We start from the raw sequence: 26,143 nt of genomic DNA on the forward strand, positions 1-26,143 counted from the left end.
TCCTGTTGATTTCAACCGCAAGGCGGGACTATAGCTCATTTTGTGGACAAAGGTCCACAACCATATTATCGATGAGGCGAACCTCACCCAGGTAAGCGGCCATCAGGATTACGGCCTGCTGGCTGGTTGGCTGGAGTGGCTCAAGAGTCCGGGCATCGACGATATCGATGGCGTCGGTTTTAAAGCCGAGTGAATCCAAAGTATCTGCCGCCTGCTTTGCCAGTGGCTCAGCCTGCCGCTCAGCTGCCAGCTCTTTGCTGATATTCCGCATCACTCGGGCCAGCTGAGGCGCAAGCTCCCGCTGCTCAGCAGTGAGCAGGGTGTTGCGCGAGCTCAATGCCAGGCCATCCTCAGCCCGAACCGTAGGGACGCCGATGATCTCTATCGGCAGGGCCAGATCTTCGGTCATGGTACGGATAAGAGCCAGCTGCTGGTAATCTTTCTGGCCAAAGCAGGCGATGTCGGGTTGTACCAGGTTAAACAGCTTGGTGACTATGGTGGACACGCCGCGAAAGTGGCCGGGACGCAGCGCCCCTTCAAGGAGCTCACTTAAACCCGGGACTTCCACAAAGGTGTGGTTTTCACTGCCTTTGGGATAGATGAGGGAGGCATCGGGCGTAAACAGCAGGTCGGCCCCAGCGTCTTGCAGTTTTAGCTGATCCTGTTCGAGGGTTCTCGGGTAGTTTTCCAGATCCTGTGAGTTGTTGAACTGCATCGGGTTGACAAAGATGCTGACAACCACACGCTCGGCATTTTGACGTGCCTTTTCCACCAGGGTCAGGTGTCCCTGGTGGAGGTTTCCCATGGTCGGGACAAAGGCGATTGTGTCCCCGGCTTGTTTCCATTCCCGGATCTGCTGGCGAAGAGCGGCTGTATTTTCAGTAATAAGCAAAATTCTTCTCCTTAGAGCACTTTCATTGAATCAGAATGATGACCCTGATGAAGGTCTCGTGTTTGTCCAATCCTCGTTTTAGTTAAGTCAACTTGTTGTGGCTCTGTCACAAGGTATCACCCTGTTGCTAGTCCACAAAAATCAGATGAATCCTATGGAGGATTGGATTTTTCTGTAAGCGCTCTAACTAAAGGAGTGCTCGGCTCCGGGAAACTCTCCACTGGCGACTTGGGCGACATACAGGGAGATTGCGCTCTGGATATCACCACTTTCGGCCAGGAAGTTCTTGCTGAACTTGGGGATATAACCCGAGGTGATCCCAAGGGCATCATGCATCACCAGGATCTGGCCGTCGGTCTCTTTGCCGGCTCCGATACCGATCACCGGAATAGTGATCGCCTGGCTGATCTTTTTAGCCAGTGAAGAAGGAACACATTCGAGAACCAGCAGCTGGATCCCGGCTTGTACCAGGGCGAGGGCATCCTGGTAGATCTCTTCGGCACGTTCATCTTCACGTCCCTGGATCTTGAAGCCTCCGAATACATTCACTGATTGGGGGGTAAGGCCTAAGTGGCCACAGACAGGGATACCATTGCGCACCAGGGTTGTGACACTGTCACATAGCCAGCGTCCTCCTTCCATCTTTACCATGCCGGCGCCAGCTCGCATCATTTTGGCGGCACTCTCGCAACACTGCTCGACGTTGGAATAGCTCATGAAAGGCATATCGGCAATCACCAGGGCATTTTCTGTGTTCGCGCTGACACAGCGGGTGTGATAGGCGATCTCATCGACAGTCACTGAGAGGGTGTCCTGACCCCCTGGATCACCATGCCCGCTGAGTCACCAACTAAAATGGCATGGATCCCCTGGCGGTCAAATAATCCGGCAAAGGTGGAGTCATAGGCGGTTATCGTCGCAAATTTTTGACCTTCCTGCTTCATTTTCAGCAGTTTTGAAGTGGTTATTCTGCTCATCACTATTCCTTGGATAATCGGTGAAAAGCCAATGCTGATCACTGATAGATAACTCAGACGTTGTCTTGTGTATCGCTTAGCCCAGTGGTCCCTGTGCAGAGCTCGTAGTAAAACTCAACAAAGACTGGGGTCATGAGTAAATTACTGTCGCGTGCAGGGATTATAAGCAAATCACAACAGCAGACAATCTGATTTAGGACAAGGGCTTGGGAATTAACCAGGATATAAGCAGGCTGTTTTGCCAGAGAAACCCTGGTTGACGGGGATTGTAGGGGTTATGCGAAACGCTGAAAAGGGCTCGAAAGATGACTCGACTCGCCAGTCTTAGGGCTTATGACTCGGTGGAGTCTTGGGGCACAAATCTCTGTAGACCGCCGCGATCGCAGGCTCTGAGTAGTTCTGACAGCCGGGTGCCACAGGGGAGTGTCAGCTGTGGCGCAATATCGGCCAGGGGATAGAGGACAAAAGCGCGCTCCTTCATTCCGTAATGGGGCACGGTTAATCTTGGTTGCTCAATCAGCTCATCACCATAGAGCAGCAGATCCAGATCCAGGGTTCGCTCTCCCCAGCGACGCAGCCGCTGGCGCCCCTGAGACAGCTCGATGCTTTGCAACGCATCCAGAAGCTGCAACGGGCTGAGCCGGGTGGTTATCTTGGCCACCGCATTCAGGTAATCCGGCTGATCGCTTGGGCCCATCGGTGGACTGTGGTAGATGGGTGAGAAGCTTTCCAGAGTAGTTTCAGGCAGGCTGGAGAGGGCTTTTTGAGCCGCCTCCAGCTGCTGCAGTGGTTGCCCTAAGTTACTGCCGAGGGCGATGTAGCAGGGGATCACTGCTGGGCTGCCCCTGAGGGCTTACGGCGCGGGGTACGGCGACGGGGCCGGCGGAAGTTACGGCGTGTACCTCCGGAGACCTCCCGAACCATGGCGCCCTGTTGGCGCTTATCTGCTTCTCTGAACGTATCCCACCACTGAACTAGGGGGGTCAGCTCACCGTCGATACGGGCACGCAGTGCCAGGAAGTCAAATCCGGCGCGGAACTTGTTATGCTCCAGCAAGCGATAGGCTTTTTTACCATTGCGCTGAGGCATTCTAAGTTGCAGAGACCAGATATCGCGGACGATCGCAGTGAAGCGGCGCGGGATCGAGATGGTTGTGAGCTGGCGCTCCAGCACATCGTTCATCGCGCACTGATAGGAGTCATATTCGTTAAACTCACCCTGGGCCTGGATCGCTTTGGCGGCCAGTTGCAGGGGACCCCAGAGCAGCGCGGCAAACATGAAGGCGGGATTAACCTGCTTATCTTCTGCAACACGCTTATCCGTATCTGCCAGTGACAGGTCGACAAAGCGTTGAAAATCCGGTCCATATTCGGGGTCTTCAAAGGCGGCCTCGGTCTGGGGAAAAAGCTGGCGGAACAGGTCATAGTCGCGCAGCATCGCCAGGGTGGCCACCCCATGGCCAGACAGAAACAGCTTATTGGCTTCTTCAAACATCCGAGCCGCCGGGATCTCTCTTAGTAGCTCGCGCAGCGGGTGGATCGGGGCCCGAGTACGCTCGGTGATCTGCATATCCAGTTTGCAGGCAAAGCGGATCGCACGCAGCATCCGTACCGGATCTTCACGATAGCGGGTCTCGGGATCACCGATCAGTTCGATGCGTCGCGCTTCGAGATCATGCAGGCCACCGCAGAAATCATGGATCGAATAGTCGCTGATATCGTAATACAGGGCGTTGATGGTGAAGTCACGGCGCTGGGCATCCTCTTCGATGTCACCATATACATTGTCCCGCAGCAGCATCCCCTCATCAGACTGCTTTGAGTGCTGAGGGTTGGTACCGTTGGAGTGATGACCACGGAAGGTCGCAACTTCGATCACCTCCCGGCCAAACAGGATGTGGGCCAGGCGAAAGCGCTTACCGATCAGTCGGCAGTTACGAAACAGTTTACGAACCGTCTCGGGGCGGGCATCGGTTGCAACATCAAAATCTTTGGGGGATTTGCCAAGCAGCAGATCGCGAACACCACCACCGACCAGAAAGGCCTGGTAGCCCGAGCGATGCAGGCGGTAGAGCACCTTGAGTGCCGGTTCACAGATCTGCTTGCGCGAGACGCTATGCTGCTCGCGAGGGATCACAACACGGTGGATCTGCTCAGCTTCTGGCTGGGATTTACCCAGCAGCTTACTGCAGCACCGTTTAATACGAGAAAAAATAAGACACCTCATTGTCATGTCGGTAGATATTTTGGCAGCGGCTATGATAGCTCAGCCGCCGGCAAATGAGAAACGCTATGCTTGCCGGGAGATATCACTGAGCTCAATCTCACGCTGGCAGGGAAGTTGAGCTGGGTTCCATTTTGAGCCAGCCCACTCGAGTTGCTCCTCAACGGGGGCCTGATGAAGCTCGAGGGGGGGCTTTAATCCCAAAAACTTCAGGGCTAGCCAGAGCTGAGGCTCGGGGTTGTCCAGGTCAAGTGCAGGAGCATGGTTCTGCTTAGAGAGCTTATGGCCATGACTCTCAACGGCCAGCGGTAGATGCAGGTAATCCGGCTCGGGCCAGCGCATCAGTTGATAGAGGTGGCGCTGGCGCACCGTGGTGCTCAAGAGATCGGCTCCGCGAACCACTTCGGTGATCCCGGCCTGGTGGTCATCAACGACCACAGCCAGGTTGTAGGCATAGAGCCCATCCCGGCGGCGGATAATGAAATCCTCTTCGGCCAGGTGGGGTTCGACGGCGATCTCGCCCTGCAGCTTATCGAAGAATCCGTCGAGGGGCTGATCGACCCTGACTCGGATCGAGCTTTGATCCGCCGAATTAGTGAGCTTGCGGCAATGGCCCAGGTAGATGCCACCGATCGCCTTGATCTCTTTGCGGGTGCAGCGGCAGTAATAGGTTAGCTGTTGCTGTTTGAGGGTCTCAATGATTGCCTGGTAGCGTTCAAAATGCTGGCTCTGATAGACAATAGTCTCATCCCAGTGCAGGCCATAACGTTCCAGGGTCTTGCAGATCTGGCTGGCGGCACCTGGAACAACCCGGGGAGTATCCAGATCGTCTATCCGTAACAGCCACTTTCCCTGCTGGCTCTTCGCTTGCAGATAGCTGCCGGTGGCTGCGATCAGCGAGCCAAAATGAAGAGGTCCGGATGGAGTGGGGGCAAAACGCCCGCGATAAGAGTGAGAGATGGGGCTAGATTCTATGCTTGTCATGGATATAGGAAAAGAGTAAAGAGAGCCGAAGCTCTCTTTGAATTGGGGAGTTACACACCACCCATCTGTTTTTCTTTGATCTCTGCAAGGGTTTTGCAGTCAACACAAAGATCGGCGGTAGGTCTGGCCTCCAGGCGACGGATCCCGATTTCGATACCACAGTGCTCGCAGTAGCCAAAATCTTCGTCATCAATTTTCTGGATGGTCTTTTCAATTTTTTTGATCAGCTTACGCTCGCGATCACGGGTCCTGAGCTCCAGGGCGAACTCCTCTTCCTGAGCTGCACGATCAACCGGGTCGGGGAAGTTGGCAGCCTCATCCTTCATATGAGTCACTGTCCTGTCCACCTCTTCGCGAAGTTGGTTGCGCCAAGCCTCAAGAATCTTTCTAAAATGGCTCAGCTGTGGTTCATTCATGTACTCTTCGCCTGGCTGCTCCTGATAGGGCTCAACGCCAGCGATGGCTAGAGGACCGAGTGATTTCCTAGTTTGGCCTGTTGGCATGCTTTATCTCCTAATTAGCACGATACAGTGTGCCCTCTAAATTTAAAAAGCGAGTATCTATAACAGAAAGATGCTCGGTTTAGCAATTTTTTCAAGTTTTTTTTGCTAAATCAGTACAACTATTCACATTTTTCCGTTCAAAAGGTACTGATTGGGCTAGCTTCAGAACTCCCGGTTCAAGATGGGCCCGATAACAGAGAATTTCAACCCCTTGCTCTTCAGCTTCCCCGATAAGGGTACTATATTTTGCATCAATATGTGCGGCGGGTCTTACTTTTGTGATACCTGTGTGCTGAACAACAAAGAGTAACACGGCCCGATTTCCCTGTCTCTTGATGTGGATTAGCTCCCGCAGGTGTTTTTGTCCCCGCTCCGAGACAGCGTCAGGAAAATAGCCACAGCCGTCGGACTCGAGCAGGGTGCAGCTTTTGACTTCCACATAGCAGGGGGGGCGAGACTCATCACTGAGCAGCAGATCGATACGGGAGTTCTCCTCGCCATACTTTACTTCCCGCTGGAGCTTCGAATACCCGCTGAGTTCATGGATCACTCCCTGCTCGATCCCCTCATAGGCAAGCTGATTGGCCCGCTGGGTGTTGATACAGATCACGCCGTGTTCGTTCTCGGCCAACTCCCAGGTATGGGGGTATTTGCGCTTGGGATTATCAGACTCGGAATACCAGACCCTGGAGCCCTCTATCGCACAACCTGTCATCGCCCCGGTATTGGGGCAGTGGATGGTGAGCTGCTCTCCCTTTTCATCATAGATATCGGTCAAAAATCGTTTATAGCGTTTGATAAGGGTGCCCTGCTGCAACGGTGGGGTGAACTTCATGAATGCTCCTGTAGGGGGTAGCGGGCCAGCTCCAGGTAGCGTACACCCTCTGGAAAGCTCCTGGACTCAAACAGTGAGAAAGCGTCTATCTTGACCCGGATTGGTGGGATCTCCAGCTCAGGGAGTGCGCCTTGCCACTTGCGATACAAGGTGGCGTGGGGGCGATAGGGGGTGCGCCAGTCAACATGGATCCCAAGCTCACTAATACGCCGGGCGAGGGTGCTGGCCAGCAGCTCAAGGGGGGCGGGCAGATCACCAGGTCCTATCCACAACACGCGTGCCTTTTTAAAGTGCCCCAGGGTATCGAGTGTGATTTCAAAGGGAGTGCCAGCGAGCTGTTTCGCCAGTTGATCAAGCTCTGCAAGCCGGTTCTCCGGGGTCATTCCCAAAAATGCCAGGGTCAGGTGAAAGTTGTCCGGGTGAACCGCCCGTCCGGAGGAGACAAGTTGCTTTTGCAGCAGCTGCAGGGGCCTGGAGATTTGGGAGAGTGATAGTCCAAAAAAGAGCCGCTTAGATCCACCAAGCGTAGCATCCGTGACAGATGAGGGTAAAATACGTGCACTCCCTTGTGACATAGAGATCCAGATTTGACTGATTTACCGGTGGCTGAGATTGTACCAGCCTTGCTGAGCGCATTAAAACAACATGAGCAGGTGATATTGCAGGCGCCACCTGGTTCAGGTAAATCAACCTGGCTGCCTTTGCAACTACTGGCCGATCCAAAATTCTCTGGTAAAAAACTATTGATGCTGGAGCCTCGGCGCCTGGCTGCCCGTGCCGTTGCCCAGCGCCTTGCTGAGCAGCTCGGAGAGAAGCCCGGCCAACAGGTAGGCTATCGGGTACGGGGTGAAACCCGGGTGAGCAAAGCAACTCGGTTGGAGGTGGTCACCGAGGGGATCCTTATCCGAATGCTACAACAAGATCCCGAGCTCGAGGGGATCGGCCTGGTGATTTTCGATGAGTTCCATGAGCGAAGCCTGCAGGCCGATTTGGCACTGGCGTTTACCCTGGAAGCACAGCAGGTGTTTGCACCAGAGCTTAAGTTGCTGTTGATGTCTGCGACCCTGGATGACGCACTGCTAAGGCGTTTACTGCCCGAGGCGCAGACCCTTAGCTGTGATGGACGGCTGCACCCGGTGACTCATCACTATCGCCCCTGGAATCGTCAGCAGCCACTGATCCCGGCGATTGGAGCTGTGGTGCTGGAAGCGCTGAACGCACTGCAGGGGGACGGTCTGGTCTTTCTGCCCGGTGAACTTGAGATTCTTCGGCTGGTGGAATGGCTGGAGCCCCGGGTTTCTCAAACCATCCTGCTTTGCCCCCTGTATGGGCGACTCCCTTTCGAGAAACAACAGCAGGCGATACGTCCCTGTGTGGAAGGGCGGCGTAAAGTGGTGGTGACCACCAATATCGCAGAGACCTCCCTGACCATAGAGGGGGTACATTGGGTGGTGGATAGTGGTCTGGAGCGTCGGGAGGCCTTTTCGGCCCGGGATGGGATAGCAGCTCTGGAGCAGCGACAGATCTCCCGCTCTTCGGCCCATCAGAGAGCCGGGCGCGCCGGGCGTCTGGGGCCGGGAGATTGCTACCGGCTGTGGGAGCAGCAACAGCATCAGCGGCTTGAGGCACAGCGCCCCGCCGCGATATCACGCAATGAACTTTGCCAGCTGGTGCTGGAGGCGGCTCTGTGGGGAAGCTCTGTTTGTGAGCTGCCACTTCCTGAGCAGCCACCCGGGGCACACCTTCAACATGCCCGGCAGCTCCTTGAGCGTTTTGAGCTGCTGGATAAGCGCGGTATCTTATCCTCCCTGGGACGACGAGTCGCGGCGCTTGGAGCCCACCCAAGACTCGGCTATATGCTCATTGAAGCCCAAAGCCGGGCCTCGGAGTGTCCGGGGATCCTGGGTGATGCCTGTTATCTTTTGGCGGCACTGGAGCTTGGGATCACCGGCAGTGGTGAGCCCCTGTCCGTCAGCATAGGTAAGCAACTACCCCGCCTGACACCTTATGCCCGGCGTTGGTTTGACAAGCTCGGGGTGACGACGAAGCGATACCGAGGCGAGTGGATCGCTCTTTTATTAGCGATCGCCTACCCGGACCGGATTAGCCGCCTTGCGCAACACAGGTATCAGCTGAGCTCAGGGATCCAGGGCGAACTCAGTCGGGATAGCGCTCTTCAGGGGAGCCCTGGCTGGTGGTGGCAGAGCTGCGGCGTAGCGGTGACTCGGTCCGTATCTTTGGGGCGCAACCGGTTGAGTTGGCTCTCCTTGAGAGTGAACTGCCGGCCCTTTTTAGTGAGCACAAGGAGCTGGGGTGGGATGCTCAGGCACAGCGGGTACGGGCTGAGGTTCAGCGCCGTCTCGGGCGGATCGTATTGCAGCGCAGGCCTTTAACCGAGCTGAACCCACAGCAGAAGGCCCAGTGTTTGCTGGAGGGGGTTCGTGAACTGGGCGAGTCGGTACTGCCCTGGGACACCCAGAGTCAGCAATACTGGCAGCGGATCTGTTGCGCTGGCGAGTGGCTTAGTGATCTTGGGTTTGAGGCCATGGCTGCGGATTCCCTGATGACAAAGGCTTGTGAGTGGTTACTACCGGCCCTGGATGGGATGAGCCGTCTGGAGCAGCTTAAATCACTCAAGCTTAAATCTTTGCTGCGTGACTGGCTGGGCTGGCCGCTGAGCGCCCGTTTGGATGAGTTGCTGCCTGAGAGTCTTGAGACACCGACCGGGAGCAGGGCTCGGATTGAGTATCAGATGGGGCAGGCCCCGCTGGTGGCCGTAAAACTTCAGGAGATGCTGGGGCAGGTGGATAGCCCACGGATAGCCGAGGGACGAGTGGCCGTGGTGGTGGATCTCTTGTCACCTGCCCGCCGACCGCTGCAACGAACCTCAGATCTGCGCTCTTTCTGGCAGGGCGCCTATACTGAGGTGCGAAAAGAGATGCGGGGGCGCTACCCCAAACATTATTGGCCTGAAGATCCTCTGACTGCAGAGCCAACAAGGCGATTGAAGAAACATCTGGAGCAATCAAGTGGCCGATAGTAAGAAAAAAGCCCCGGTAAAACGAACCAAGGCTAAGGCAGCCCCGAAAAAGAGTTCTCGCCGCTCAGGCAAGGGGAAGAAAGGTAAGGGGAAGAATCCACGCAGTTTTAAGCGCCGCTTCTGGATGACCTGTCTGAAGTTAGCTGTGGTCGGGATCGCGGCGCTGGTGATCTATGGCATTTACCTGGACGGGCAGATTCGCCAGCGTTTTGATGGCGAAAAGTGGCAGTTACCGGCCCAGGTCTACAGCCGGGGGCTTGAGCTCTATCCGGGACAAAAGCTCAGTGTCCCACAGATGCTCAGGGAGCTTAAGCTTCTCAACTACCGTAAGGTTCGCACCCCGATGCGTCCCGGCGAATTCTCCGCATCCAGTACCCGGATTGAATTGTACCGGCGTCCCTTTACTTTTCCCGATGGCTATGAGCCGGGTCGGCGCTTGTTGCTGAGCTTTGATAATGATGAGTTATCGGCCATTCAGGACCCTAACAGCGGATCCCAGGTTGGCTATGCGCGATTGGATCCTGTGCTGCTGGCGCGGATCACCTTTGGTGAGCTTCAGGATCGGATCATGGTGCGCTTTAAACAGGTTCCCCCCATGTTAGTGAAAACCCTGCTAGCGGTGGAGGATCGAGACTTCTACCAGCATGGTGGGATCTCCCCCGAAGCGATCGCCCGGGCATTTTTGGCCAACCTCAGGGCCGGGCATACGGTGCAGGGGGGAGCACCCTGACCCAGCAGGTGGTTAAAAACTTCTTCCTGACCCGCCAGCGCAGCCTGTGGCGTAAATTTAATGAAGCCTACATGGCGGTATTGCTGGAGCACAGGTATAGCAAGGATGAGATCCTCGAGAGCTACCTCAATGAGGTTTACCTCGGGCAGAACTATGCACGTGGTGTCTATGGGTTTGGCCTGGCGTCCTACTTTTATTTTGGTCGCCCCCTGAGTGAGCTTGAGGTGCAGCAGATCGCGCTGCTGGTGGGATTGGTCAAAGGCCCTTCCTACTATGATCCCTGGCGTAATCCCAAGCGGGCGATTCACCGCAGGGATCTGGTGTTGCGTCTTTTGACCGAGCAGGGCGATCTGACCCCAGCTCAGTATAAGGCGGCGGTCGCCAAGCCTCTGGGGGTGATCGAGCGGGGTAAGATGGCGTTCTCCAAGACCCCGGGCTTTATCGATCTGGTCAAAGATGAGCTTTATAAATCTCTTGGGGATCGCTTCAAGGACAGCTCAGGATTGCGGGTATTTACCAGCTTGGATCCCATCGCCCAACATTCGGCCGAGCAGGCGGTGAGCAGCAAGATCAAGGCTCTGGAGAAGGCCCGGGGTCTTAAGAACCTGCAGGCAGCCATGGTGGTGAGTGATTGGCGGCGCGCCGAAGTGACGGCTGTGGTTGGGGGGCGTGATCCTCACTATGCCGGGTTTAACCGGGCACTGGATGCTCGCCGCCCCATAGGATCATTGATCAAACCTCTGGTGTATGCGACTGCACTGGAGAACGGTTATCGGTTATCTTCTCCCCTGCAGGATGAGCCCTTGGTGCTCAAGAGCAGCAGTGGGGGAGAGTGGCGTCCGCGAAATTATGATCGCAAGTTCCGTGGGCAGGTGCTGCTTTACGAGGCGCTGGCAAAGTCGCTGAATGTGCCCACGGTACGTTTGGGGATGGCGGTTGGAGTCAATAAGCTGGTGGATGTTTTGCACCAGCTTGGTGTTGAGCATTCGATCAACCCCTATCCATCCCTGCTGCTGGGTTCTTTGCCCCTGTCACCCCTTGAGATGAACCAGCTTTACCAGCCATTGCTGACCGGTGGCCTGTATCAGCCGCTGTCGGCCCTGAGGGAGGTGACCGACCGTAAGGGGAATGTGGTCTGGCAGCGCCATGATATTACCAAGCGGATCTTCTCTCCCCAGGTCTCCTTCCTGGATCTCTACAATATGACTGAGGTGATCAAAGAGGGAACGGGGCGTTATCTCAAGTGGCGTTTTCCTGGCAAGCGGCTGGCGGGGAAGACCGGGACCTCGGATAAGCTTCGAGACTCCTGGTTTGCAGGGGCGGATAATCGTGAACTAGTGAGTGTTTGGGTTGGCCATGATGATAATAAGAGTGTCAAGCTGACCGGAGCTGCGGGAGCGCTGCGTTTGTTTGCCGGTTATTTCAAGCTCAGGGGAGTGAGTTCGCTGGAGCTTAATGTTCCTCAGGGGGTGGAGTGGGCTCAGTTCTCTAAGGTGACCGGTGCCCATGTGGCTGCAGGCTGCTCGGACTCGGTGCGTTTGCCGGTGCGTAGCAGTAAGCTGGAGCCGGAAGTCAGCTGTGATGGCAGCTCGGCCCGCAGCTGGTGGAATAAGCTGTTTGGCTAACGGGCCATTCCCCGGTTTCTCGCTATAGAAACAGCCGCCAGTAGGCGGCTGTTTTTTATCCTGCGGATGGCTATCGAATGTGGCTTCGTGACAGGAGCCGGGGGGGCGGCAGCACATTACTTTTGTACCGCCAAAAGTAATCAAAAGCTGTCTGCGATGTGCTTCTGGCACAACAGTCCGCAGCTCACAAAGCTGGAATACACTTTTGATCCCGGATTAAAACGACGAAGCTTCAGGCTTGGGGAGCTTAACCCAGGCAACATCCCAGCTTGAGCCATCGGGTAAAGCGTATATACCTCCATAGCTATGTTGGCTATCTGAGCACCACTCGCTCACTATGCATTGGTAGACATTCGATTTATCACCCACATAGACATAATCCCCCGCCTTATAGGGTGCACTTCCATCGTAGGGGGTTGGGGTGAAATCACCTCGTACCGTGACCCTGCTAAAAGGGCTGCCTGTCGATTTTTCGAGATTGCTAATCGATTCATTGATCAGAGTGAACATCTGCTGGCGGCTTGCCTTATTGTTTATCTGGAACTTGTTCACCTCTGTGTCAATTAGGGCTTTTTGCGCCTGTGCGAACGCAGTCTTCGCCTGGGACTGGGTGATAAGTTGTAATTCTCCACTCGCCGGGTCTTTATAGGAGAGCTGGTCCATAACCTTGATAAAGACGCTCCGGATGTTATCCAGAGTAAATTGAATATCATTGGTCACCTTCAGGTTGTACGGGCTCAGATCTTTTCCATAGAGTTGATCGGCATAGAAAGAGACCTGACGAGTATAGCGATAGTAGGTATCTTTTCCGCGATCTTTATCTTTAGAGCCGATTGCGTCACGGTAATCCATCGGATCCAGGTTGTAATCATTCAAATGAGCCAGGGCATTGGTATTTTCGCTATCACAAACATCCAGATAGCTTTCCAGTGGAGTGCTATAGGAGCCAGCATTATAGACCACATTCATGACGACATCGGTCAGGCGATCGCCGTTGGTATTGGCCAGGGATGGGTCATTGATATTGTTAAAGCACTGAAGCCATTTCGCCTGATACTTATACCAACTATTACTTGCAAGGGTTTGCATCCGGTTAAGATCGTTAAAGTGGTAGAAGGCTGTTGCCATCGGCCCAAAATAGATATCATCCAGTGCGTCAGGACCTGTTTTATTAGTTTGAATCAAGTTGTCCTGATCATTAATGCTATAGCCCAGAGTGGTACGCACTGCATCGTAGTTAATTAAACCCAGAGAACCATCATTAGGATTATTATCGGGAAGGCGCTTGGCATAGTCATTAATTTGATAGGGGCCACCCTGACCCGAGGTCAAATAACTAGTTTTTTTAGATGGATTATTAATGGCCTGGGTTGCTGCATCCGGATTAAACTCGGTATTAATGACCTCATCACCCAAGCCGCCCTCCTGCAATAACTGTCCTAGTATGCTTCCATAGAGGTAGTCCTTATTAAATTCCAGTGTGGGGTGCTTTTCATGGAGAAGGTGGCCATACATCACACCTGCTATGAGGTTCGAGATGATGGTGGTATTTGCATACGGGGTTCCTAAATTAAACAGGTCGATGGATTTTTGATTGTCTGAATAATGGAAAGTGACATGATGAACTATCACATTCTCAGTTGGAATGGGCTGAGTTGTATTCACTGTTGCCCCCTTTGTTGCAAAGTCAAGTGTTTGATTTTCTTGGGTAGCCTGAGCACTTAAGGCAGAGGTGATACAGGCGAGACTCACCAGTGTCGGTAATAATAAACGCATTTGAATGATTCCTTTCAAAATATAATGCCATACGAGGGTTAACCAGAATGGACAAGCCCCATGTCAGATATAATGTGGTTAGAGTTTAAATTCGCACCTATAGAAAATTCACCTTGCGAATTAAGTGTTATTATTCTGTCGCACTCAGATTAAATCAATAGGGCTTGAGTTTAATTTAAGGATAGTGTGACTCATGTCAAATATATGGGAAAACCATAATTAATCTACAGTGTTGTTGTTTTTCCTCTATGGAAACATTCCCATAGATAGATACTTTCAATTTAATTGTATTTATTTTTAATGTGGTTCATCTATTATTATCAGGTTATTTTTATTGGATGATTTGGTTTATCTTTATGAGGTAATGTGGTGGATTAAAATATATCTTAATCTCCTAGTCTGTATTTTGATGAGTCACATATTAAAATTAATCTATTTAAGATTAAATAACTGTCCCAAGTAGTGGAACACTTGGGCAGCTGTTGAAGTGTGAATAAGCAGACCCTGTACGTCATGGATGACGTGGTGGAGCTTCCATGGATGGATTCATAGCGTGTCTGCGGTCACACATCAACAGATGTAGCGGTAATAGGGTCAGCTATTTAAAGCAATCTGTATTTCAGTAGGCAGCATAGCTTTTGAAACTCCGGGACAGCAACAAGCCATTGCTGCTGCGGTCCCGAATACCATTTTGCTTGTTATTTGTACTTCAATCCGGATCGCCTGAGCCATCCCCAGAGCGTGGAGATACCAACCTTCACCTGATAACTCTTTTGCAATCGTGCCTGTAGTTCGTAAAGGGTGATATCCGGCTGCTGTTGAATGAGGGCTGACAGGTAGTCATGATACTTGTCAAACTGAGAGCGTCGGTGTCCTCCCTGTTGGCGGGCTGACCACTCTCCGGTTTTAGCACGCCTTATCCACTTGACTGCCGCCGAGTGGCTGACTCCAAACCTGCGGGCTGCATCTGCTGCAGAGCTACCCCTTAGTCCGGCCTGGATGACTCTGTCCCGAAGATCCTGACTGAATGCTTTAGGCATTAATCCTTCCTTTGGTAAAGCTTCTAGGGTCTCACAAATAGGTTAGAGTTAAACTCAAATGAGTCTAATTATCCTGAAAATCTTTCAAAAATTTGAGGTCTGTTGGCCATCGATGTTTTCGAGGTGAGATACCAGGCTTGTCCAGGGTAAGGGGCAGGATAGGTTAGCTGTGTACTGGGAGGCTGATTGCCGATACATAGAACCTGGAGCAAGGGCATGCTCTGGGAGATGTGCCTTCGCATCAGCTTGCTCAGGCACATGAGTTCTTACAGAGATTTTTAGATCACATCGGCTTGAGGTTGGGAGAAATGATGAGCTCAGCCTCGGTAAGGGCCTGGATCTCCTCAATGCTGGTATCAGGGGCGATCTCAATGAGATGCATCCTTTCATCAATGATCTCAATCACTCCAAGTTCGGTGATCACTAGGTTGACCTGGCGGGCCGCGGTCAGGGGCAGGGTACAGTGCTTGAGGAGTTTTACCTTGCCCCGGGCACAATGCTCCATGGCAACGATCACCTTTCGGGCTCCAACCACCAGATCCATGGCTCCCCCATGCCCGGGACCATCTTCCCCGGAATGATCCAGTTTGCCAGGTTGCCATGCTGATCCACTTCCAGAGCGCCGAGCACGGTCACATCCACATGACCGCCACGAATAATCGCGAACGAATCGGCGCTGTTAAAAAAGCTGGCTCCCTGCCTGGCCGTGATCGGCTGACCTCCGGCATTGACTATGTGTTCATCGACATCCTCTCCCTCGGCGAGGGCATCGATGCCCAGCAGACCATTTTCAGATTGCAGCAGGATCTGGATACAGCTATCAACCTCATCGGCCACCAGGGCAGGCAGACCGATTCCAAGGTTTACTATGTCACCATCGTGGAGTTCTTTGGCCACTCGCTTTGCGATGCGCCGACGTATGAGTTGTTTATCTACTGCAGTCATAGCTCCTCTCCCTGATAGATGTGGTCGACATAGAGCCCCGGAGTGTGAACCGCTTCAGCCTGGATCCCCCCGTTTCAACTAACTCGCCCGCCTCGACAATGACCTTGTTGGCTGCGGTTGCCATCAGGGGATTAAAGTTCTGAGTGGTCCCCCGGTAAAACACGTTCCCACAGGGATCGACCTGGCTTCCCTTGATAAGAGCCAGGTCGGCAAAAAGAGGCGTCTCCAGAAGGTACTCTTTTCCCTCAACTCGCAGAGTCTGTTTTGATTCGGCGACCAGGGTGCCAAGTCCGGTCGGAGTGAGAAATCCACCTAAGCCGGCTCCGGCGCAGCGGATCCGCTCGGCCAGGGTTCCCTGGGGAACCAGTTCAACATGGAGCTCTTCGCTGTTCATCTGTCGCCCGGTTTCCGGATTCAGACCTATGTGAGAGGCGATGAGCCGGCTCACCCGCTTGGCGCTGATGAGTCGCCCCGATCCGATCTGTTCAAAGGCGGTATCCGTGCTGATCAGGGTGATCTCCCGGACTTTGGATTCGAGCAACAGATCGATCAGACCTTCCGGGGCGCCATTGCCCATGAAGCCACCGATCATCACCGTCATACCATCTTTGAAACAGGAGAATAGCTGCTCCTTATCGATTTGCTTATTCATTGCACCTCCGGGGGACAGCGTTTGATGATGAGAGCAACTCCCATTCCACCGCCGATACACAGGGAGGCGAGGCCATAATCGAGTTGGTTACGATGCAGCTGATAGACCAAAGTGGTCAGGATCCGATTACCGGACGATCCCAGGGGGTGACCCAGGGCAATGGCACCCCCGCTCAGATTGGTTCGCTCGAGGAGCCATTTTTCTTCGACCCCATGCTGCTCACTTAACTGCCTGATCACCCCGAGGGATTGGGCCGCAAATGCTTCGTTGAGCTCGAAGCAGTCGATCTCGTCGAGTTTGAGCCCGCTTTTTTCCAATGCCTTATGAATGGCAGGAACCGGACCGAGTCCCATGAGTTTGGGTGAGACACCCGCCTGGGCATAGCCCACCACCTCCGCCAGGGGAGTGAGCCCCTGCTGTCGGGTGGCGGTTTCAGAGGCCAGCACTATGGCGGAGGCACCATCACTGATAACCGAGGCATTGCCCGCGGTGATACTTCCATCCTCTTCAAAGGCGGGTCTTAGGGATTGAAGCGCCTGGAAGGTGGTTTGGGTCCTGGGTGCCTCATCGGTGGTTATCGTATGCAGCTTACGCCGGGCAGTGTAGGAAACGCTTGCCAGCTCTTGTGAAAAGTGTCCTGCCTCAATGGCGATGGCGGCTTTTTGCTGGCTTAGCAGGGCAAATCGGTCTTGCTCTGCCCGGCTTATTTGGAGTTCCCGGGCGATATTTTCTGCGGTGACTCCCATATGGTATTGATTGAACACATCGGTCAGGCCATCTTTTAACAGGCTGTCCAGGGCATTTTGGTGGCCCAGGCGAACGCCGCTGCGGATCGCAGGGCTCAGGATGAAGGGCGCCTGGGACATGCTTTCCATGCCGGCGGTGATGACCCGCTCGGCTTGTCCGCACTGGATATGGCCTGCTCCATCCATGACGGCCTTTAACCCGCTTCCGCATACCATGTTGAGGCTGTAGCTTGGAGTTTGTTCGGGGATCCCGGCGGCCATGGCTGCCTGCCGGGCAGGCCCCATGCCACTGCCGGCACTCAGCACGTGTCCGGCAATGACTTCATCAATACTTTGGGGATTAAGGCCACTTTGGGAGAGCGCCTCCTTAATGGCGACCGCTGCGAGCTCTGCTGCGCTTGGTGAGGAGAGGGCGCCGTTGAAGTTGCCCATGGGGGTGCGTTTGGCCCCCAGGATATAAACCTTTTCCATCCTGGAATCTCAATGTTAACTAAATGTTAATTCATTCTAGGTGGATAGAGTGCGCGCTGTTACCCCTAAAAATTCAAAGTCAGTTCTCAAAAATGCAAAGCACCTTATTTGTGCCGGGCGAGTAAGAACTCCTTGAAGTGGCTGGCGATGGGGAGGCCTTGGCTGGCGGGTGATAGTAAAGATTAAGGCTCCAGTCACTGGTCTCATACTCTGTGAGCAGGGGGATAAGGCTCCCGCTTTCAATCTCATCTTTGACCAGAAACTTCGGAAGGTAAGCGATGCCGGCTCCCAGCCTGGCGCTTTTCAGCAGCAGATCGCTGTCGTTGACCTCCAGTGACTTGGGAACCTTGATGATCTGAACCTCATCCTCCTGTTTGAAGATCCACTCATTGCTGCCGGTCAGGGTGCTGGCAAACAGACACTGGTGCTGAGCTAGCTGCTGCGGCGTCTTGGGAGCCCCACACCGAGCCAGATAGCTTGCAGCGGCGACCATGACAAAGGGCGAGCGCATGATCTCCCTGCGTACCAGGTGAAGATCTTTCTCCCGATAACCCTGGTAATTGGCATTGGCGCTGATCATCAGATCTGCCTCATCGGCAAGATCCAAGGCCCAGGGGGTGATCTTGAGATTGATGAGAACCTGTGGATGATCCATAAGATAGCAACTGACTTTCTCCATCAGGTAGTGGTTTGCATAGACCGGGGTGCAGATGAGGTTGAGTTGGCCTTTGTCATGGCTTTGATAGTCCTGCATGGCCCGGCAAAGCTGCTCTGATCTGTCCACCAGGGGAGAGAAGTCATCGAGCAGTTTCTGCCCGGCTGCGGTGGGAGTGAGTAAGCGGTTGCTACGCCGGCACAGGGACATCCCGAAGTGCTGCTCAAGTTCCCGGAGCCAGCGGCTTCCGGCAGAGACCGACAGCTCAAACTTACGGGCCGCGGCGGAGATGGAACCGCTGCGGATGGCGCATACAAAAAAAGCCATTTTATCTAACATCATGGAGAGACTCTTATTGAGTGACGAGCAGCTCGGTGATCATCTTGCCCGCTTTTCCCTGGGGACGGTCGTAGGGGTAGACAAGCTGAGGCGTAAAAGAGAAGCGGGAACCGGAGAGGAGGTTCAGCTCGACCAGCTCGCGGTTTCTTAGCTCCTGCTCTATGAGGTAAAGGGGCATCCAGCCAAATCCCATCCCCATCATCAGCGCCGTTTTCTTGCTCTGAAAACTGTGCATGTAAAAGACCCGATCTCCGCCAAATTGCAACTCATCGAGCTTTTGCTTGTGCGTATCGCCCGAGTCATGGATGGTGAGCTCGACATGACCCAGCAGCTGCTCCTGAGTCACTTCGGATAGCCTGGCCAATGGGTGTTCCCGGGAGACGGTTAGTACCACTGTCACCGGGGGAGAGGCAGGGCCTTAAGGTAAGGGGTCGGGTGATAATCCTTAACCAGCATCATGTCCGCTTCATCCAGGGTAAAGCGCATCTGGACGCCGCCCAGAGCCTCAACCTTGAGTTGGATTCGGGTTGGCACCTCCTGATCAGAGAGCCTCTTCAGGGCCCGCATGACGGGCTCCATGGGCAAAGACTCATCGATCACCAGCTCCAGGGTGGGCTCCCAGCCCTGGGTATAGTGTTTGGCGAGCGCTTCAAGGCGTTTGCTATGGCGGAGTATCCGCTTACTTTCATTCCAGATCGCCCTGCCGGCAGGGGTCAGCCGGGCCCGGTAACTGCTGCGATCGAAGATGGGGACATCCAGCTGCTGCTCGAGCTTTTTCATCTGGTAGCTCACGGCTGATTGTGCCTTATGCAGCGCGGTGGCAGCCTTGCCAAAACTACCTTCGCGGATCACCAGATCCAGTACTCTGAAGGCCTCGATATCAAAACGCATTTTGCTCTCCCGGCTTAAGGGCGAGGAGTAACAGCCAGAGATCTCCTCTCGTTCCAGTTTCTCGTACAAAATTCAGCTTCATCAAAGAATCAGATGAAGATATTCAAAACATTATTGTTTTTTTTGTGGGTGTTTGCAATTAGGTTAAATGCATAACAAATGATTAACATCTTGGGGCGTGATATGGATGCCCCTGGTCAACCTGGAAACACCCTATGCCCTTTTACGTGAAACAGGGAGAAATTCCCGGCAAACGTCATATCACCTTTTATAAAGAGGATGGTGAGCTATATCGCGAAGAGCTGTTTTCAACCCATGGCTTTTCCAACATTTACTCCAATAAGTACCACCATAATATGCCCACCAAGAGTCTGGCGATGGAGTCCTTCTCCATAGATCACGGGCAGGCCTGGAGCGATGCCCTGGTGCAGAACTACAAGCTCGATAGCCGGTTGGCCGATAGCGAAGGGAACTTCTTTACTGCGCGCAATAAGCAGTTTTATAACCAGGATCTGGCGATCTACACCGCCCGGGTGACAACGGATACCGAACAGTTTTATCGAAATGCCTATGCCGATGAGGTGGTGTTTGTTCATGAGGGGGAGGGGACCCTCTATAGCGAATACGGCACGTTGGAGATAAAGCGCTGGGATTATCTGGTGATCCCGAGGGGACCACCTATCAGCTTAAATTCAACAGCTATGCCAATGTCCGGTTATTGGTGATCGAATCTTTTTCCATGGTGGAGGTACCAAAGCATTTTCGCAACGAATATGGGCAGATGCTGGAGAGTGCCCCCTATTGCGAGCGGGATATCCGTACCCCAAGCCTGCAACAGGCGACGGTTGAGCAGGGGGCTTTTCAGCTGGTGCATAAGTTTGGTGACAAATACCAGGTTCAGACTCTGGAGTGGCACCCCTATGATCTGGTGGGCTGGGACGGCTACAGCTATCCCTGGGCCTTTAATATCGATGACTATGCCCCTCTGGTTGGTAAAATTCACCAGCCCCCCAGTACTCACCTGCTGTTTACCACGCAAAACTTCGTGATCTGTAACTTTGTGCCGCGCTTGTATGACTTTCACCCCGAGGCGATCCCGGCTCCCTACTATCACTCCAATATCGACAGTGATGAGGTGCTTTACTACGTCCATGGTGACTTTATGAGCCGCACCGGGATCGATGCCGGCTACCTGACCCTGCATCAAAAGGGGGTTCCTCATGGCCCTCAGCCCGGAAAGACCGAGGAGTCGGTCGGGAAAAAAGAGACCCATGAATACGCCGTGATGATCGACACCTTTGCTCCCCTTCAGTTAACCGAGCATGTCAAAAAAAGCATGGTCGCAGACTACAACCGATCCTGGCTTGAATCCCAATGAGCTTTTGGCGACTGACTTTTATGGAGAGAGACAGATGATAGAACAAGCGAATCCACTCGGGCTGTGTGGCATCGAGTTTACCGAGTTTGCGGCCCCCAAGGCTGATTTTATCCACGAGATCTTTAGCGATTTTGGCTTTTCACTGCTCAGGCAGTTTCGGGGCAAGGATATTCTCTACTATCAGCAAAACGATATTCACTTCTTGCTCAATCTGGAGCGAGAGGGGTTCTCCAGCGCCTTTGCCAAGGCCCATGGGCCAGCGATCTGCTCTATGGGATGGCGAGTAAAAGATGCCGACTATGCCTTTGAGCAGGCGGTGTTGCGTGGCGCGAAAGCTGCGGATGATTGCCGCAAGGATCTCCCTTATCCGGCCATCTATGGCATAGGGGATAGCCTCATCTACTTTATCGATAAATTTGCAGAGCGTGGAAGCATTTATGATGAGGATTTCGTGATGCTCGATGATCCCTGCCATGTTGAGGAGAAGGGATTTATCGAGGTCGATCACCTGACCAACAATGTCCATAAAGGCACCATGGATTATTGGGCGAATTTCTACAAAGAGATCTTTGGCTTTACCGAGATCCGCTATTTCGATATTCGGGGTCAGAAAACAGCGTTGGTCTCCTACGCCCTGCAATCCCCCTGTGGCAATTTCTGCATCCCGCTGAATCAGGGCAAGGATGATAAGAACAATCAGATCGATGAATATCTCGATGAGTATAAAGGCCCTGGGGTCCAGCACCTGGCGTTTCGCTCTCGGGACCTTTTGGATTCACTGGACAGGATGCAGGGAAGCAATATTGAGACCCTGGATATTCATGATGACTATTACCAGAGCGTATTCCAGAGAGTACCGAATGTGAGGCAGGACCACAGACGGATCCAGCAACATCAGGTGTTGGTGGATGGGGATGAAAAAGGTTACCTGCTGCAGATATTTACCCGCAACCTGTTTGGCCCGATCTTCATCGAGCTTATTCAACGAGAGGCGCATCAGGGGTTTGGTGAGGGGAATTTTCAGGCCCTGTTTGAATCAATCGAGCGGGATCAGGAACGGCGCGGTGTGATCTGACAAGGTTCAGCCGAAACAGAGGTTATCGATTCATTTTTGTGGTATCTCAATAAAGGAAGTCTAATGAAATTAGCCAGCTTAAAGGGAGGCCGGGATGGCCAGTTAATCCTGGTCTCCAGGGATCTTAAATCAGCAGTTCATGTCGGACAGCTGGTGCCAAACCTGCAGACCGCTCTGGATGATTGGAGCCATTATGAGCCTCAATTACAGGCGCTTTATCAGCAACTCAACACAGGCGAGCTCAGTGGTGCCTTTGCCTTTGATCCCAGGGCGTGCAGCTCTCCACTTCCCAGAGCTTATCAATGGGCCGATGGCAGTGCTTATGTTAATCATGTGGAGCTGGTGCGCCGGGCGCGTGGCGCCGAAGTTCCCGAGAGCTTTTACCAGGATCCCCTGATGTATCAGGGGGGCTCGGACAGCTTTATTGGCCCCTGTGATGATATCCCGCTGGGGAGTGAGGCGTGGGGAATCGACTTTGAGGGTGAAGTGGCTGTTATCACCGATGATGTTCCCATGGGGACGACTGCACAGCAGGCGGGCCAGCATATCAAGCTGCTGATGCTGGTCAATGATGTCTCTTTGCGCGGACTGATACCCTCTGAGCTACAAAAAGGCTTTGGCTTTTTTGTTTCTAAGCCATCGAGTGTGTTCTCCCCGGTTGCCGTGACTCCCGATGAGCTTGAGGATGCCTGGCAGGATTACAAGGTCCATCTGCCACTGAAGGTTGATTTTAACAATGAACCCTTTGGCAGGGCCGATGCCGGCAAGGATATGACTTTTGACTTTGCCGAGCTGGTATCCCATGCGGCCAAAACCCGTCCGCTGGGCGCTGGTGCCATCGTTGGCTCGGGGACAGTTTCAAATAAGCAGCCGGTCAATGCGGAGTCGGCGATCCATAATGGGGGGATTGGCTACTCCTGCATCGCAGAGGTGCGGATGATAGAAACCATCTATTCCGGCAAGCCGAGCACCCCCTTCATGCGCTATGGCGACAGGGTGCGTATTGAGATGCGCAACGCCCGGAATGAGAGCATCTTCGGGGCAATTGATCAGCAAGTGGTCTCCTATTGCGAATAATCTTCAAGGCCCTCTTTATATTCTTTGGCGTCCCCGGGGCGCCTTTTCCCGAAAGTGATAGCTATTTTGTCTTAAGGATGAGCCTGACTCGTCCCAATAAGGAAATGATTGGATGAAGACACTGTTAACCCGCTATGAAAACACCCCTTGTGAAATTGTCTTTGAATGGCATGACTCTCAGACCGAAGCCAAGGGGTGGATCGTCATCAACTCCCTGCGGGGCGGTGCCGCCGGTGGCGGCACCCGGATGCGTAAAGGGTTGGATCGCGCCGAGGTTGAGGCCCTGGCAAAGACGATGGAGATCAAGTTTACGGTGTCCGGTCCCGCCATTGGCGGGGCTAAATCAGGGATCGATTTTGATCCCAGTGATCCGCGCAAGTCCGGGGTGCTGGCGCGCTGGTATAAGGCGGTAGCGCCGATTCTTAAGGCCTACTACGGGACGGGTGGGGATCTAAATGTTGATGAACTGCATGAGGTGATCCCCCTGACCGAGCAGTACGGCCTGTGGCATCCCCAGGAGGGGGTAGTCAATGGTCATTTTAACCCGACTGCCAGTGAGCAGATCCAGAAGGTTGGCCAGCTCAGGTTAGGGGTTTCAAAGATTGTCGAGGATAGCCGCTTTACTCCGGATGCGAGCCGTAAATACAAGGTTGCCGATCTCATCACGGGTTGGGGGGTTGCCGAGTCGATTCGTCACCATTACGCCCTCTATGGAGGGGAGCTTACAGGTAAGCGGGTGATTGTGCAGGGCTGGGGGAATGTGGGAGCCGCGGCTGCTTATTATCTTGCCAAACTCGGGGCAAGTCTGGTCGGGGTGATCGATCGTGATGGGGGATCATTGAGTACCAGGGCTGCTCACAAGAGAAGGTTCAGGAGCTGTTTTTAAACAAGGACGGTAATCTCATCGCCAGTAAGGATCGCCTCGGGTTTGCCGAGATGAACGAGAAGATCTGGGGTCTGGAGGCCGACATCTTCCTGCCTTGCGCGGCTTCCAAACTGGTGACTCGTGAACAGTTGGATCGCCTGATCTCAGGAGGGCTGGAGCTCATCTCCTGTGGGGCCAATGTACCTTTTCGTGATGAGGAGATTTTCTACGGCCCTGTCTATGAATATGCCGATCAAAAGGTAAGCGTGTTACCTGATTTTATCGCCAACTGTGGGATGGCTCGCGCCTTTGCTTATCTGATGCAAAGCGACATTGATATCTCAGATGAGGGGATCTTTGGCGACGTGTCCGACACCATCTATCAGGCGCTGGCTCGTTGCGCTCGTCACTCACCCTCCAGGCAGGAGATCGCCAAGACGGCTTTTGAGCTTTCGCTGCAGTCCTTAGTCAATTACGAGCGATAAGACAGTGCCCGGGAGGCATGGGTGAGGCTTTATTGGCTGAGCTGGCCGATGGCTTCCGGGATAGGAGAGAACCTCAGAGGGGAAGAAGATGATTTTATACGGCTATTGGCGTTCCAGCGCGGCATACCGGGTGAGGATCGCCCTTAATTTAAAGGGGCTTAGTTATCAGCAGCGCAGCATCAACTTAGCTCAGGGGGAGCAGCATGATGCGGCATACAGGGAGCTTAATCCCCAGGGACTGGTTCCGGCCCTTGAGGATGGCGAGGTTCTGTTAACGCAATCGTCGGCCATCCTGGAGTACCTGGAGGAGAGCTACCCCCGGGAGCCTCTGTTACCCCGCGATCCTTTGGCCCGGGCCAGGGCCCGCGAAATCTCGGCTCTCATCGGCTGTGATATTCACCCTCTCAATAACCTCAGGGTTCTACAGTACCTGGAGGGCTCCTTAGGGATCTCTCCCGAGGGAAAGCTTGACTGGTATTTCCACTGGCTTGAAAAGGGTCTTGAGGTGATAGAGCACAAGGTCATGCCTGGCGGCCCCTATTGCCTGGGCCCACAGCTGTCACTGGCCGATCTCTATCTTATCCCTCAGCTATACAATGCGCGGCGCTTTGGTTTTGATCTTGAACGGTATCCTTATCTGACCCGGATCGAATCGAGTTGTAACCGGCTGGATGCCTTTGCCAATGCGATACCAGAGCAGCAGCAGGATGCACAGCTGGTGTCTTAAGTGGCCATCTTGTAACCCAATGATTTCAGGGAAGAGCCATATGTCTAAAGCGAGTAATTATGTTGCGAAAGAGCCGGATGAGAAGGGCCTTATCGCGTATACAGAGTCTGAAGATCAGATCTGGAGCTTTTTGATCACACGGCAGAACAGCCTGGTGGCAGAGCGGGCTTGCGATGAGTTTTTAGAGGGGTTAGATACGCTTAAGTTGCCGACTGAGCGAATTCCGCAGTTGGCTGAAATTAACCAGGTGCTGAGTCGCACCACGGGCTGGGGCGTTGCCAGAGTTCCGGCTCTCATCTCTTTTGAGTCTTTTTTTAAGCTGCTCGCCAATAAGAAATTTCCGGTTGCGACCTTCATTCGCTCCCGTGAAGAGCTCGACTATCTTCAGGAGCCGGATATATTTCATGAGATCTATGGCCACTGCCCGCTTCTGACCCATCCCTCTTTCGCTAAGTTCACTCATTGGTACGGACAACTGGGCCTGAATGCATCCCCAAAGAGCGTGCCTATCTTGCCCGTCTCTATTGGTTCACCGTTGAGTTCGGCTTGCTTAACTCCTCAAGAGGGCTAAGGATTTATGGTGGCGGGATCCTCTCCTCTGCATCCGAGACCCAGTCCTGCCTACAGAGCACTGGCGCAGTGCATCAGCCACTGGATATATTAGAAGCCCTGCGTACCCCATATCGGATCGATATTGTACAACCCGTCTATTTCGTGTTGGAGCAGTTAGCCGATCTCGAAAAATTTTGTAGTGGCGAGCTACTCTCTGAGGTCAATCGGGCGATGGCGCTTGGTTTGCGCACTCCGAGATTTGAAGCCGCCGAGCCAGTCACCAATTCATGATAAGGAGATAAAAATGTCGTTAAACACCCAAGAATGTGAAGCTTGCAGAGTCGGGGCTCCCAAGGTGGATCGCAATGAACTCGATCAGTTCCTTCAGGAGTTGCCCGAGTGGAAGCTGGTGGTAAAAGAGGGGATAGAGCAGCTTGAGCGGGTTTATCGATTTAAGAATTTTCGCCAGGCCCTGGCCTTTACCAACAGGGTTGGCGAGATGGCCGAGCAGGAGGGGCATCACCCGGGCCTTTTGACCGAGTGGGGGAAGGTCACAGTAACCTGGTGGACCCACAGCATCCAGGGGCTGCATAAGAATGATTTTATCTGTGCGGCTAAGTGTGATCTGTTATTGGATTGATGACTTCGGATGTGAGCCCA

Annotated in this window: 24 protein-coding genes and 5 pseudogenes; 12 read left to right on the forward strand and 17 right to left on the reverse strand. The window is 53.6% G+C overall.

What is annotated here, in order from left to right; translation table 11 throughout:
* Positions 1-28: 28 nt before the first annotated feature.
* The 8 genes and pseudogenes from panC to thpR all read right to left on the reverse strand — a co-directional run bounded on the left by panC (position 29) and on the right by thpR (position 6,989).
* The gene (panC, locus tag DB847_RS06040; RefSeq protein WP_108649883.1) at positions 29-892 is read right to left on the reverse strand and encodes a pantoate--beta-alanine ligase; all 864 of its coding nucleotides are present in this window, start codon (positions 890-892) and stop codon (positions 29-31) included.
* 183 nt (positions 893-1,075) lie between these two features.
* A pseudogene (gene panB / locus DB847_RS06045) lies at positions 1,076-1,869 on the reverse strand (3-methyl-2-oxobutanoate hydroxymethyltransferase).
* A gap of 331 nt (positions 1,870-2,200) precedes the next feature.
* Positions 2,201-2,701: a 2-amino-4-hydroxy-6-hydroxymethyldihydropteridine diphosphokinase gene (folK, locus tag DB847_RS06050; RefSeq protein ID WP_108649884.1), complete on the reverse strand. Its 501-nt coding sequence runs from the start codon at positions 2,699-2,701 to the stop codon at positions 2,201-2,203.
* Entirely contained in the window at positions 2,698-4,095 is a 1,398-nt protein-coding gene (pcnB, locus tag DB847_RS06055; RefSeq protein ID WP_108652915.1) for a polynucleotide adenylyltransferase PcnB, read from the reverse strand. Before pcnB ends, folK begins: the two co-directional genes overlap by 4 nt.
* 63 nt (positions 4,096-4,158) lie before the next feature.
* Entirely contained in the window at positions 4,159-5,076 is a 918-nt protein-coding gene (gene gluQRS / locus DB847_RS06060) for a tRNA glutamyl-Q(34) synthetase GluQRS (RefSeq protein WP_108649885.1), read from the reverse strand.
* Between the two features lie 50 nt (positions 5,077-5,126).
* Complete coding sequence (gene dksA, locus DB847_RS06065) at positions 5,127-5,579, reverse strand: RNA polymerase-binding protein DksA (protein WP_108649886.1); 453 nt, start codon at positions 5,577-5,579, stop codon at positions 5,127-5,129.
* Between the two features lie 91 nt (positions 5,580-5,670).
* Positions 5,671-6,414, reverse strand: a complete 744-nt coding sequence (sfsA, locus tag DB847_RS06070) for a DNA/RNA nuclease SfsA (protein ID WP_108649887.1) — start codon at positions 6,412-6,414, stop codon at positions 5,671-5,673.
* A complete protein-coding gene (thpR, locus tag DB847_RS06075; protein ID WP_108649888.1) occupies positions 6,411-6,989 on the reverse strand; it encodes an RNA 2',3'-cyclic phosphodiesterase in 579 nt (192 codons plus the stop codon). Before thpR ends, sfsA begins: the two co-directional genes overlap by 4 nt.
* A 12-nt stretch (positions 6,990-7,001) precedes the next feature.
* On the opposite strand from thpR, the gene hrpB reads away from it, so the two are divergent.
* The 4 genes and pseudogenes from hrpB to mrcB all read left to right on the forward strand — a co-directional run bounded on the left by hrpB (position 7,002) and on the right by mrcB (position 11,809).
* Entirely contained in the window at positions 7,002-8,807 is a 1,806-nt protein-coding gene (hrpB, locus tag DB847_RS06080; RefSeq protein WP_325049148.1) for an ATP-dependent helicase HrpB, read from the forward strand.
* Positions 8,723-9,454 carry an ATP-dependent helicase C-terminal domain-containing protein gene (locus DB847_RS26305; RefSeq protein WP_456073089.1) on the forward strand — a complete coding sequence of 244 codons (732 nt, stop codon included), beginning with the start codon at positions 8,723-8,725 and terminating at the stop codon, positions 9,452-9,454. Before hrpB ends, DB847_RS26305 begins: the two co-directional genes overlap by 85 nt.
* A gap of 295 nt (positions 9,455-9,749) precedes the next feature.
* Positions 9,750-9,911 (forward strand): annotated as a pseudogene (locus DB847_RS26560) (hypothetical protein); the annotation flags it as partial.
* A 66-nt stretch (positions 9,912-9,977) separates the two neighbouring features.
* A pseudogene (mrcB, locus tag DB847_RS26565) lies at positions 9,978-11,809 on the forward strand (penicillin-binding protein 1B).
* A gap of 216 nt (positions 11,810-12,025) precedes the next feature.
* On the opposite strand, the gene DB847_RS06090 reads toward mrcB, so the two are convergent.
* The 9 genes from DB847_RS06090 to DB847_RS24790 form a co-directional block, all read right to left on the reverse strand.
* A complete protein-coding gene (locus tag DB847_RS06090) occupies positions 12,026-13,585 on the reverse strand; it encodes a chitin-binding protein (RefSeq protein WP_108649889.1) in 1,560 nt (519 codons plus the stop codon).
* 698 nt (positions 13,586-14,283) lie between these two features.
* Complete coding sequence (locus tag DB847_RS06095) at positions 14,284-14,625, reverse strand: IS630 transposase-related protein (protein ID WP_108649890.1); 342 nt, start codon at positions 14,623-14,625, stop codon at positions 14,284-14,286.
* 283 nt (positions 14,626-14,908) lie between these two features.
* Positions 14,909-15,169 carry a sugar phosphate isomerase family gene (locus tag DB847_RS26310; RefSeq protein WP_325049150.1) on the reverse strand — a complete coding sequence of 87 codons (261 nt, stop codon included), beginning with the start codon at positions 15,167-15,169 and terminating at the stop codon, positions 14,909-14,911.
* On the reverse strand, positions 15,139-15,570 hold the full coding sequence (locus DB847_RS06100; RefSeq protein ID WP_325049151.1) for a CoA-transferase: 432 nt from the start codon (positions 15,568-15,570) through the stop codon (positions 15,139-15,141). The genes DB847_RS26310 and DB847_RS06100 overlap by 31 nt, the downstream gene beginning before the upstream one ends.
* Positions 15,554-16,222, reverse strand: a complete 669-nt coding sequence (locus DB847_RS06105; RefSeq protein ID WP_199911740.1) for a 3-oxoacid CoA-transferase subunit A — start codon at positions 16,220-16,222, stop codon at positions 15,554-15,556. The genes DB847_RS06100 and DB847_RS06105 overlap by 17 nt, the downstream gene beginning before the upstream one ends.
* Positions 16,219-17,439, reverse strand: coding sequence for an acetyl-CoA C-acetyltransferase (locus DB847_RS06110; protein ID WP_108649891.1), 1,221 nt, complete (start codon positions 17,437-17,439; stop codon positions 16,219-16,221). Before DB847_RS06110 ends, DB847_RS06105 begins: the two co-directional genes overlap by 4 nt.
* Before the next feature lie 79 nt (positions 17,440-17,518).
* A complete protein-coding gene (locus DB847_RS06115) occupies positions 17,519-18,436 on the reverse strand; it encodes a LysR family transcriptional regulator (protein WP_199911741.1) in 918 nt (305 codons plus the stop codon).
* Positions 18,437-18,446: 10 nt separating this feature from the next.
* Positions 18,447-18,797 (reverse strand): LysR substrate-binding domain-containing protein, encoded by a 351-nt coding sequence (locus tag DB847_RS24785; RefSeq protein ID WP_199911742.1) that lies wholly within the window; start codon positions 18,795-18,797, stop codon positions 18,447-18,449.
* A 32-nt stretch (positions 18,798-18,829) separates the two neighbouring features.
* Positions 18,830-19,324, reverse strand: coding sequence for a LysR family transcriptional regulator (locus DB847_RS24790; RefSeq protein ID WP_199911743.1), 495 nt, complete (start codon positions 19,322-19,324; stop codon positions 18,830-18,832).
* A 215-nt stretch (positions 19,325-19,539) separates the two neighbouring features.
* Between DB847_RS24790 and DB847_RS24795 the strand changes: the two genes are divergently transcribed.
* The 8 genes and pseudogenes from DB847_RS24795 to DB847_RS06155 all read left to right on the forward strand — a co-directional run bounded on the left by DB847_RS24795 (position 19,540) and on the right by DB847_RS06155 (position 26,123).
* On the forward strand, positions 19,540-20,049 hold the full coding sequence (locus tag DB847_RS24795; protein WP_199911744.1) for a hypothetical protein: 510 nt from the start codon (positions 19,540-19,542) through the stop codon (positions 20,047-20,049).
* On the forward strand, positions 20,046-20,702 hold the full coding sequence (locus DB847_RS24800) for a homogentisate 1,2-dioxygenase domain-containing protein (protein WP_199911745.1): 657 nt from the start codon (positions 20,046-20,048) through the stop codon (positions 20,700-20,702). The genes DB847_RS24795 and DB847_RS24800 overlap by 4 nt, the downstream gene beginning before the upstream one ends.
* 34 nt (positions 20,703-20,736) lie before the next feature.
* Positions 20,737-21,777, forward strand: a complete 1,041-nt coding sequence (gene hppD / locus DB847_RS06130) for a 4-hydroxyphenylpyruvate dioxygenase (protein WP_108649892.1) — start codon at positions 20,737-20,739, stop codon at positions 21,775-21,777.
* Positions 21,778-21,840: 63 nt separating this feature from the next.
* The gene (locus tag DB847_RS06135; protein ID WP_108649893.1) at positions 21,841-22,854 is read left to right on the forward strand and encodes a fumarylacetoacetate hydrolase family protein; all 1,014 of its coding nucleotides are present in this window, start codon (positions 21,841-21,843) and stop codon (positions 22,852-22,854) included.
* A gap of 112 nt (positions 22,855-22,966) precedes the next feature.
* Positions 22,967-24,204 (forward strand): annotated as a pseudogene (locus DB847_RS25430) (Glu/Leu/Phe/Val dehydrogenase dimerization domain-containing protein).
* 88 nt (positions 24,205-24,292) lie between these two features.
* Positions 24,293-24,931 (forward strand): maleylacetoacetate isomerase, encoded by a 639-nt coding sequence (maiA, locus tag DB847_RS06145; protein WP_108649894.1) that lies wholly within the window; start codon positions 24,293-24,295, stop codon positions 24,929-24,931.
* Between the two features lie 40 nt (positions 24,932-24,971).
* A pseudogene (phhA, locus tag DB847_RS06150) lies at positions 24,972-25,774 on the forward strand (phenylalanine 4-monooxygenase).
* Positions 25,775-25,787: 13 nt separating this feature from the next.
* Positions 25,788-26,123 (forward strand): 4a-hydroxytetrahydrobiopterin dehydratase, encoded by a 336-nt coding sequence (locus tag DB847_RS06155; RefSeq protein WP_108649895.1) that lies wholly within the window; start codon positions 25,788-25,790, stop codon positions 26,121-26,123.
* Positions 26,124-26,143: the final 20 nt, after the last annotated feature.

It is taken from the genome of Dongshaea marina (assembly GCF_003072645.1).
Classification (GTDB): domain Bacteria; phylum Pseudomonadota; class Gammaproteobacteria; order Enterobacterales; family Aeromonadaceae; genus Dongshaea; species Dongshaea marina.